This is a genomic window from uncultured Bacteroides sp. (assembly GCF_958445495.1).
Taxonomy (GTDB): Bacteria; Bacteroidota; Bacteroidia; order Bacteroidales; family Bacteroidaceae; genus Bacteroides.
Genome location: NZ_CAUCSQ010000053.1, coordinates 17799 through 27768 on the forward strand (window position 1 = coordinate 17799; position 9970 = coordinate 27768).

Below are 9970 nucleotides of genomic sequence, written 5' to 3' on the forward strand. Positions count from 1 at the left end.
GGATACTTTTAGGATTCAATTCTTATATAACGGAAAAATAGAGGTTTTTGTTCTTACAAAATACCCAGTAACCGGAGAATGGTAGGCGTCAGCAAGGCTGTGAATATCCCGTTCAACGTCAGTCCCAAACTAGCGTACGCCCCGTATTTGCTACTGACGTCCATTGCCGTGGAAGTCCCGACGGCATGGGCGGCCGTTCCCATAGAGAGACCTTGTGCTATCGGGCTGCCTACGTGCATGATTTTCATTGTCTTGAAACCGCAGATTGCACCCAGCAAGCCTACTGCCACAACAACAGCAGCGGTCAGGGACGGAATACCCCCGATGGCTTTCGTTACCTCCATGGCAATCGGAGTAGTGACGGATTTTGGGGCGAGTGACAAAATTACGTCCTGTGAGGCTCCCATCAGTTTGGCAATCAGCACCACCGATGTGACCCCCACGATGCATCCTGCCAGTTGGGAGAGGAGAATCGGCAATAATTGTTTCTTAATCATCTCCAGTTGGAGATACAGGGGGACACCTAAGGCGACGACTGCCGGCCGTAGCCAAAACTCGATGAGATGTCCGCCTTGGTTATATGTCTCGTAAGAAATGTCTGTCATTTTAAGGAAAATGATTAATACCGCGATAGTCAGCAGGATAGGATTTAGCAGTACCAGTCCTGTCTTCTTCTGAAGGAGTTTGGCGAAAAAGAAAACTCCGAAAGTGACAGCCAGCAGGAAGAAGTTATTTTCTAGGAAACTCATTTGTCTTTATCCGTTAAATTGATTTTATCTTTTAAATGTAATTTGTCCGGTAGATGCAGTTTGTCCGGCAAGTGAAGCTCCGGCAGGCGGAGTTTCTGCGCCAGTTTGATTTGACGAGCCAACCTGAACTTACGCACAATCTGATGTACCCATCCCGTAACGACAAGCACGAGGGCCGTGCTTATTACCGTTGCTGTGGCAATCGGCCAGAACTCTGCCGTGATGACATCGAAATACAACATCAACGCCACGCCGGGTGGAACGAAAAAGAATCCTAGGTTGGCTACCAGAAAGTCGGACAATCCTTGTACCCATTGCAGTTTAATCCAACCTAATTTTAAAAAAAGGGTGAGCAGCAACATCCCAATGATGCTAGAAGGGAGTTTAACCCCTGTCAGATAAACGATTAATTCACCCAGAGCCAAACAGCCGAATAAGATGGCGCACTGACGTATCATACATTAATTACCTATTGAATAATTTTGAAAACGCTGCAAAGGTAGGAAAAATAGAAGTACAGTGTTAAATATTATAATAATTTAGACTTGGAAACGAAAAATGGACGGAATTGTAATGTGGATATTACAAAATTGTCTACTTTTGCACAGTTTATTACAGATTGTAACCGGGATTTATAACATTATTCAATATATCTATGCTCAATTTAATCAACCAAATCGTGGCGCGCGCGAAAGCAGACCGCCAGCGCATTGTTCTTCCTGAAGGAACTGAAGAACGCACATTGAAAGCTGCCAATCAGATTTTGACAGATGAAGTAGCCGACCTTATCCTGCTGGGTAAACCGGCTGAAATCAACGAACTTGCCAAAAAGTGGGGATTGGGAAATATCAGTAAGGCTACCATTATTGATCCGGAGACTTCTCCGAAGCATGAGGAGTATGCGCAACTCTTGTGTGAGCTTCGTAAGAAGAAAGGTATGACAATCGAGGAAGCCCGTAATCTGACGAACGACCCCTTGTTCTATGGTTGTTTAATGATTAAGAGCGGTGATGCCGACGGACAGTTGGCGGGTGCCCGTAACACGACCGGCAACGTATTGCGTCCGGCTTTGCAGATTATCAAGACTGCTCCGGGCATCACTTGCGTGTCAGGTGCTATGTTGCTGCTTACCCATGCCCCTGAATGCGGAAAGAACGGTATTCTAGTCATGGGCGATGTAGCTGTGACCCCGGTTCCGGATGCGAACCAATTGGCACAGATTGCCATTTGTACGGCACAGACCGCTAAGGCGGTTGCCGGCATCGAAACTCCGAAAGTAGCTATGTTGAGTTTTTCCACCAAAGGTTCCGCCAAGCATGAGGTAGTGGACAAGGTCATGGAAGCCACCAGGATTGCTAAAGAGATGGCGCCGACTCTTGATTTAGACGGTGAAATGCAGGCGGATGCAGCCCTTGTTCCCGAAGTGGGAGCTAGCAAAGCTCCGGGGTCTCACGTAGCCGGACATGCCAATGTGCTGGTTGTGCCGAGCCTGGAAGTGGGCAATATATCCTATAAGCTGGTTCAACGTCTGGGACATGCCGATGCTATCGGCCCGATTCTTCAGGGTATCGCCCGTCCGGTAAATGATTTGTCGCGCGGTTGCTCTATCGAGGACGTGTACCGCATGATTGCCATCACGGCAAACCAGGCTATCGCTGCAAAAGCGAACCATTGATTATAAATTACTAATAACAAACAGTAGAATGATATGAAGATTTTAGTATTGAACTGTGGCAGTTCTTCTATAAAATATAAACTGTTCGATATGACTACCAAAGAGGTGATTGCTCAAGGTGGTATCGAAAAAATCGGTTTGAAGGGCTCTTTCCTGAAGTTGACATTGCCAAACGGTGAAAAGAAAATCCTGGAGAAAGACATTCCCGAACATACCGTAGGGGTGGAATTTATCCTCAACACATTGATTAGCCCGGAATATGGAGCTATCAAGTCATTGGATGAAATCAATGCCGTGGGTCATCGCATGGTACACGGCGGCGAGCGTTTCAGCGAATCCGTATTGCTGAACAAGGAAGTGTTAGAAGCATTTACGGCTTGCAATGACTTGGCACCGCTTCATAATCCTGCCAACTTGAAAGGAGTAAATGCGGTTTCCGCCATTCTTCCCGCTATCCCGCAGGTGGGCGTATTCGATACGGCTTTCCACCAAACCATGCCGGACTATGCATATATGTACGCCATTCCTTATGAATTGTATGAAAAATACGCCGTACGCCGTTACGGTTTCCATGGAACTTCTCACCGTTACGTGTCGAAACGTGTGTGTGAGTATTTGGGCGTGAAACCGGAAGGGTTGAAAATCATTACTTGCCACATCGGCAACGGAGGTTCCATCGCTGCCATCAAGGACGGCAAATGCATAGACACTACTATGGGGCTGACTCCGCTGGAAGGCTTAATGATGGGAACTCGTAGCGGTGATATTGATGCCGGTGCAGTGACGTTTATCATGGAGAAAGAAGGGCTGAATACTACGGGAGTCTCCAACCTGTTGAACAAGAAGAGTGGTGTGCTCGGGGTTTCCGGAGTGTCAAGCGATATGCGCGAGCTGGATGCTGCCTGTCAGGCGGGCAATCCGAGAGCAATTCTTGCTGAGAAGATGTACTATTACCGTATCAAGAAATACATTGGCGCTTATGCTGCTGCATTGGGCGGTGTGGATATCATCTTGTTTACCGGCGGTGTCGGCGAGAACCAGTCGCAATGCCGTGAAGCAGTATGCAAAGGGTTGGAATTCATGGGCGTCGAAATCGACAAGTCGGTGAATGACCGGATTCACGGTGACGAGGCTGTTATTTCTACTTCGGCTTCTAAAGTGAAAGTTGTGGTAGTTCCTACGGATGAAGAATTACTGATAGCTTCCGATACGATGGATATTTTAAATAAGCGGTAAAAAACTGCTGCCGGGTTGTCTTTTCCGTATGAATGAGGTTTCGGCATAGGCCTTGAAAACCTGAATTTTTTGATTGATACCCTTTTTTAAGATAAATCCCCTTGTCTTAGTCCCCGCGTGGTTATGAACCAGGACTGAAACAAGGGGATTGCTGTTGATAGGCATAGCGGTTGCGGGCATAATAGGTTCGGAAACCTGTGTTCCGACGGAGGAACATCGCTGCCATTCATTTGTTATTGGTTACACGGTGGGGTTGTCGGTTTTCGAAAATACCCGTATGTTTATTGTGTAATTAAATAATAGCAACATGTTGAAAGTTCTAGCATTTATGAATCAGGTAGCTAAAGAGCTACAAATGGGGGGAAATTACGGGACAGCTCATGTGTACCGCAGCAGTCTTAATGCCATTATTATGTATCATGGAAAAGGAGATTTCACCTTTGATAAAGTGACTCCGGAGTGGTTGAAATCTTTTGAAATACATCTTCGCGGCCGCGGTTGCAGTTGGAATACTGTTTCTACTTATTTGCGCACCTTCCGCGCTGTTTACAACCGGGCGGTGGAGCTTCGGAAAGCGCCCTATGTGCCACATTTGTTTCGTTCGGTTTATACCGGGACTCGTGCCGATCGCAAGCGTGCGTTAGACAACGGCGATGTGAAAAAAATGTTTGCCGGATTGCAGTCTCCTGTCTCTGTTCCTGCTTTACGGCGTACGCAGGAATTGTTTACTCTGATGTTCTTACTTCGTGGCCTGCCTTTCGTTGATTTAGCTTACTTACGTAAAAGTGATTTGCGTGGCAATGTGATAACCTATCGTCGGCGCAAGACCGGGCGTTCTTTATCGGTGACACTGACTACGGAGGCGATGGGGTTATTGAAAAAGTACATGAACCGTGACACTTCTTCCCCTTATCTTTTTTCTGTGTTAAAAAGCGGGGAGGGGACACTGGAAGCGTATCGCGAATACCAATTGGCATTGCGTGCGTTTAACCGCCGGTTGATGCTGCTGGGCAAACTATTGGGGCTTGACGATAAGTTGAGTTCTTATACGGCCCGCCATACTTGGGCGACGACTGCATATTATTGTGAAGTTCATCCCGGCATCATTTCAGAGGCAATGGGACATTCGTCCATAACAGTGACGGAAACCTATCTCAAGCCTTTTCACAATAGGAAAATAGATGATGCCAATAAAAGGGTCATTGATTTTGTTAGACGTATCGCATTGAATACAATCTGTTGAAATTGAGCCTGTTACTTTGTAGGTAACGGGACTGAATGACGCTGCAAATATGAGCATATTTCTGAAAACTAGCAAACAAAATTGCTTTTTTTTATGAGAAACCGCTAAAAAAAGGAAATAACACGATAAAACCGGGAAGTTCTTTTTATTAGACCGTTTCCAACCTCTTGATTAAAACAAAGATTTCTCTTCCCTCTGCTGCCTTTCGGAAGCAGGGGTAAAGATGTTTCGTAATTTATTTATTTGTTTTCCTACATAGATTACTCCGGAAGAGCAGGTGTAAAGGTTCTCCCGTTACCTACAAAGTAACGGGCATACTATTATTGAAACTTAGTGTTTAATAATATATTATTAATGTAATTTTTAAGTAGTTATGAGAAAAAAGTTTGTAAAAGTGATGCTTTTCGGAGCGTTGGCGCTTTCTGCTATCAGCTACGTAGGATGTAAAGACTACGATGATGATATAGATGGTTTGCAACAGCAAGTCAACGCCAATAAAAGTAAAATTGAAGAGGTAGAAGCTGCAATGAAAGCCGGTAAATTTATTGTCAGCTATACCGCTATAACAAATGGGTACGAGTTAGCTCTTTCCGATGGCTCTACGTTGACTATTACCAATGGTAAAGATGGAGAGAATGGGCAGCCAGGGTTAGATGGCAACACTGTAATTCCTAAATTCAGAGTATCTGATGATAACTTTTGGCAGGTAAGTACAGATGACGGTAAGACGTATGAATATGTATTGGATGAAGAGGGAAATAAGGTAAATGCTACAGGGCAAAAAGGTGAACCGGGAGAGCCGGGACAGGATGCGTCGGCCAATGTTTCTATTAATAAGGATGGATATATTGTAATTGGTGATGTGGTAACAACCCTGAAAACCGATACGCATATTCCTTCTATTGTAATTAATGAAGTAGATGGACTATATGTAATCAATCTGGATGGTAAGGAATATAAAATGTTGGCAGAAGGATCTGCCTATAATGGTTTACAAAGTGTTGTTTACAGAAAACAAGCTGCTGATGACAGTGACGATTTCGTACAGTCAATTAGCTTGATGGCATCTGCTGATTCTGATGCAGAATTATTGGCAACCAGTGCGTCTGTTGCTACTTTTAAAATATGGCCTACAACGATGGATTTAGGTAAAGCTACATTTGCATTTACCGATACATATAAAACTAGAGCTGTCGTTCCGGCATTGAAATATGTAGAAGGCAGTGCTAAATGGGTCGATAATAGAGAAGGAATCTTAAGTGTAAACATGACTCCTGAAAATATTGAAGTGGATGTTCCCTATGCTTCTTCCTTGGATATCACAATTAATGGTTATACGACAGCTTCTAATTATTTCAATTTCAAAGCTGTAAAATGGACTCCGGATAATTTGACTTTTATCCATACGAAAGATTCTGTAGAAGTTCCTGTTGATGATTTATCTTCTATAGATGACGGAGATTTTTCATCTTACGTTGAATATACGTTTGTGTATGATAAATCATATAATTTGAATGATTCCGTCGCTTTAGGACACGGTGAAGAAGAAAAATTCGTTTCAATGGCGGATTTAGGATTTAGCGGTATTACTGTTGAATTTAAACAGACGGAAGGTAAAGGAAAGGGTATTTTTGAAATAAAAGATGGCATCATTACAACTAAGTCTGATGAACAAGCTTCTGCTATCAACGAATTGTGCTATGTAACAGCTACTTATAAGAATGAAAAAGGTGTAGAAATCAATTCTTATAATTTTGCAGTGAAAGCAGTTCGTGAACAGCAAGTAGCTCCGGCATTGGTTGATATTGATGTAGAAACGAAAGATGCCGCTGAAGCTGGAAAACTGGCAGATTTGCAGTATAGTACAAACGAACAGAGGATTGAATTGAATGTTCGTTCATTCTTAAATTCATTGGGTGGACGTGACTATATGTCTGATAATGAAAATCTAACTCCTGTTCAGTATGGTTTGTACTATCAGACTGTCGAAGATGGTAAAACCTATGCTAATAAGGTTGATGCATATATTCTGTTTACTCCGGGTGAGACTACGGATAAGGATTTGCTGGAATTGATATTCCCCGCAGAGACTGTTATTAACGGAGAACAACAATTGTATTCATTCCAAACATGGCCTGCCGCCGGTACAGCTAAGAAGTATGAGATAACAAGTGATGAGGATTACTCATGGCGTAAATCGACAACAACTCATTCTGTAAATGGCACTACGAGAAAATTTACTTTGAAGTTGAAGGAGCTTGTTAAGTGTGAACGTAAAGTAATCATCAAACAAATTGGTGCATTTGTCGTAGACGGTAAGACTACTATTACCGGTGCATGGGATGAAACAAACCACTCATTTACTATGACTGCAAATCTAAAAGACCTTTATGCTGCATACAATACGGATGGTTCGAAATCTAGTGAAGAGATTGAGTATTATGTGGCTCCGAAGAGTGAACAGTCACAGGCTGTACAGAATATATATGACCAAATAGAGATTAGTAATAGTGTTATAAAAGTTTCTCCTATCGTAAATGTGAAGACGTTGGGAGCAATTAAAATCGGAGCAAGAATTGAGAATACCGATATCGATGCTATTATTGAGAATACGGCTGGAGAGAAGGTTAGCTATTGTGAGCCAGTACTCCGTTCTCCGCTCGGTGCATTGATTAGTAAAAAATCATCTATATCTTGGAATATTGATGGTGCTGAGAATAAGTCTATTAATGTTGGAGAACGAGCAGAGATTTCAATGTTGGATACGGACATTAATGTGTCTCCAAAGAATACAGTCATTGAAAAAGGAAAGTTGGTTACACCTTGGGCGGCTGCTTATGGTATAGAACAGAGTAGTATATCCTATGAAATTGTAGATTATAGCACTTCTGTAAAGCCAGATACGTACACAATTACTAATGGTGTGATTACATGTAATAATACTACGATTGTTCAGTCTGTAGATATTTATGTGAAAGTTACAGTTCGTCATAATTGGGGTATTGAAACTATTGAGAAAATTACGGTAAAAGCTTCTTTGAAGTAATATCATATTCTTGAAATAAAATAGAAAGGGTAACTCCGTTTTCCCCTATCGGAGTTACCCTTTTTATTAATAGCATGATTGGTCTGGTATAGTGATATCAGATACAATTATTGAATTATTCATCTTTGTGAAAAGGTGGATATTATTTCCCACTAAGGATTTTATATCCTTGAATTATTGAATGAATAGAGAGGGAGGTTGCCCTTGTGAAAGTCCAACCTTGCAATAAATCTCTATTTCAAAGGACGTTCCAATTTCCCTTATTTCCCAGGAACGTCCTTTTTATTTTTTGTAAGAATGCTGTAGCTATAGTTTTATGTTTCCTCGCAAAATGTTAGTTAGGGATATATGATTAGTTACAAATAAACTGGCAAATATTGTTTTAATCTCATAATCTGCTTTATATAGTCAGAACTTCATTTATAGTTGGGGCTTAATCGGGAGTTTTCCTTCGGTGTAAAAACAGGTTTTCGATGGGACATCAGGAAGTAAGTTACAGCTACTTTGGAAAGAGGATAAAGGTAAATTACAAATAATATTCTTGCCGGGTTATCCTGTCTAAAGTCCCTTCGGTAAGTCTTTTTCTTCTTCTTTTATATCCGGCTAGCCGGTTGGGGTAACGAGCGGTTTGAAAATGCCCTTTGCCTATGTCGGAGTTGAAGATAGAGAATATAAACTTTTCTCCCATCTTTGTAAACTTACACAAAAAAATGGCTTTATAAGCTTCTTTTGTTTTAACTTTGCATGCAGAATATTTTTAGACAGATTATCTTATGCGCTATTCCGTTGTAATCCCCGTTTATAATCGTCCCGACGAAGTGGACGAATTGTTGCAAAGCCTCACTGCCCAGCACTTTAAGGATTTTGAAGTCATCGTGGTGGAAGATGGGTCCTCTGTCTCTTGCGATGGGGTGGTGAAGCGTTATACCGGGCGGCTGAACATCAAATATTTCTCGAAACCGAATTCTGGACCGGGACAAACCCGCAATTACGGGGCAGAACGTTGCGAAGGGGAATATCTTATTATATTAGATTCCGACGTCATTCTGCCCGAAGGATATTTTGATGCCGTGGAAAGAGAACTCCAAGTTTGTCCGGTCGACGCCTTTGGTGGTCCTGACCGAGCCCATGATTCTTTTACAGACATTCAGAAAGCCATAAATTATTCGATGACCTCTTTTTTCACTACAGGAGGTATCCGCGGAGGAAAGAAAAAGATGGATAAGTTTTATCCCCGCAGCTTCAATATGGGAGTTCGCCGTAGTGTGTACGGGAGTTTAGGCGGCTTTTCCGCTATGCGTTTTGGAGAGGATATAGATTTCAGCATCCGTATTTTTAAAAACGGTTATACTTGCTGCCTTTTCCCGGATGCCTGGGTGTACCATAAACGCCGAACGAACCTGAGGAAGTTTTTCAAGCAGGTGCATAATTCCGGTATTGCCCGTATCAATCTCTATAAGAAATACCCGGATTCCTTGAAGGTGGTACATTTGCTTCCGGCTGTCTTTACATTGGGAATTGCCATACTGTTGTTGGGCGTTCCGTTTTGCCTTTTCAGTTTTGCTCCGATTGTTTTATATGCCTTGCTGGTGTGCGTGGATTCCACTGTCCGGAACAAGAGTTTGGTGATTGGCATATATTCCATTGCAGCCGCTTTTATTCAGCTTATCGGCTACGGCACGGGGTTCTGGCGTGCGTGGTGGCAGCGGTGCATATTGGGGAGAGGAGAGTTTGAAGCTTTCCGGAAAAATTTCTACAAGTGATTCTTGATTGCTCCGGGTAAATCCATTTATGCAAGATGATACGGGGATTCTGCATGTCTGTTGGTTTTTACAGGTCGTTCGGTTCTTTCGGCATGTCTTGAGCAATGGTTCAGTTTTCCGTCCGGAATAAAAGACGGGTGAGAAAGGGGATTTATCCTTATCGCTTTCTTTGTTCCAGATAAAGGGTTATCTTTGTAACCTTACTTAAATATAAATCATGGAAGATAAACGCAAGTTGTCTATTAGCCAGTGGGCACC

General features: G+C 42.6%; 7 protein-coding genes. 5 read left to right on the forward strand and 2 right to left on the reverse strand.

The genetic code is table 11. The features are described 5' to 3' along the window. Window positions 1-53: 53 nt before the first annotated feature. Both Q5076_RS14890 and Q5076_RS14895 read right to left on the reverse strand, forming a co-directional pair. Window positions 54-749, reverse strand: a complete 696-nt coding sequence (locus Q5076_RS14890; RefSeq protein WP_303014394.1) for an LrgB family protein — start codon at window positions 747-749, stop codon at window positions 54-56. After that, window positions 746-1207 carry a CidA/LrgA family protein gene (locus tag Q5076_RS14895; protein ID WP_303014395.1) on the reverse strand — a complete coding sequence of 154 codons (462 nt, stop codon included), beginning with the start codon at window positions 1205-1207 and terminating at the stop codon, window positions 746-748. The genes Q5076_RS14890 and Q5076_RS14895 overlap by 4 nt, the downstream gene beginning before the upstream one ends. Window positions 1208-1404: 197 nt before the next feature. On the opposite strand from Q5076_RS14895, the gene pta reads away from it, so the two are divergent. The 5 genes from pta (at window position 1405) to Q5076_RS14920 (ending at window position 9712) form a co-directional block, all read left to right on the forward strand. Further along, entirely contained in the window at window positions 1405-2424 is a 1020-nt protein-coding gene (gene pta / locus Q5076_RS14900; protein ID WP_303014396.1) for a phosphate acetyltransferase, read from the forward strand. Window positions 2425-2457: 33 nt separating this feature from the next. Further along, the gene (locus Q5076_RS14905) at window positions 2458-3660 is read left to right on the forward strand and encodes an acetate kinase (RefSeq protein WP_303014397.1); all 1203 of its coding nucleotides are present in this window, start codon (window positions 2458-2460) and stop codon (window positions 3658-3660) included. A 307-nt stretch (window positions 3661-3967) separates the two neighbouring features. After that, window positions 3968-4903: a site-specific integrase gene (locus tag Q5076_RS14910; RefSeq protein ID WP_303014398.1), complete on the forward strand. Its 936-nt coding sequence runs from the start codon at window positions 3968-3970 to the stop codon at window positions 4901-4903. 373 nt (window positions 4904-5276) lie between these two features. Further along, the gene (locus Q5076_RS14915; protein ID WP_303014399.1) at window positions 5277-7949 is read left to right on the forward strand and encodes a PL29 family lyase N-terminal domain-containing protein; all 2673 of its coding nucleotides are present in this window, start codon (window positions 5277-5279) and stop codon (window positions 7947-7949) included. Between the two features lie 773 nt (window positions 7950-8722). After that, on the forward strand, window positions 8723-9712 hold the full coding sequence (locus tag Q5076_RS14920; RefSeq protein WP_303014400.1) for a glycosyltransferase family 2 protein: 990 nt from the start codon (window positions 8723-8725) through the stop codon (window positions 9710-9712). Window positions 9713-9970: the final 258 nt, after the last annotated feature.

What these genes read in the sequence shown, in the direction of transcription:
- Q5076_RS14890 (WP_303014394.1), bottom strand. Translation starts at nt 749, where the DNA reads ATGAGTTTCCTAGAAAATAACTTCTTCCTGCTGGCTGTCACTTTCGGA.
- Q5076_RS14895 (WP_303014395.1), bottom strand. Translation starts at nt 1,207, where the DNA reads ATGATACGTCAGTGCGCCATCTTATTCGGCTGTTTGGCTCTGGGTGAA.
- pta (WP_303014396.1), top strand. Translation starts at nt 1,405, where the DNA reads ATGCTCAATTTAATCAACCAAATCGTGGCGCGCGCGAAAGCAGACCGC.
- Q5076_RS14905 (WP_303014397.1), top strand. Translation starts at nt 2,458, where the DNA reads ATGAAGATTTTAGTATTGAACTGTGGCAGTTCTTCTATAAAATATAAA.
- Q5076_RS14910 (WP_303014398.1), top strand. Translation starts at nt 3,968, where the DNA reads ATGTTGAAAGTTCTAGCATTTATGAATCAGGTAGCTAAAGAGCTACAA.
- Q5076_RS14915 (WP_303014399.1), top strand. Translation starts at nt 5,277, where the DNA reads ATGAGAAAAAAGTTTGTAAAAGTGATGCTTTTCGGAGCGTTGGCGCTT.
- Q5076_RS14920 (WP_303014400.1), top strand. Translation starts at nt 8,723, where the DNA reads ATGCGCTATTCCGTTGTAATCCCCGTTTATAATCGTCCCGACGAAGTG.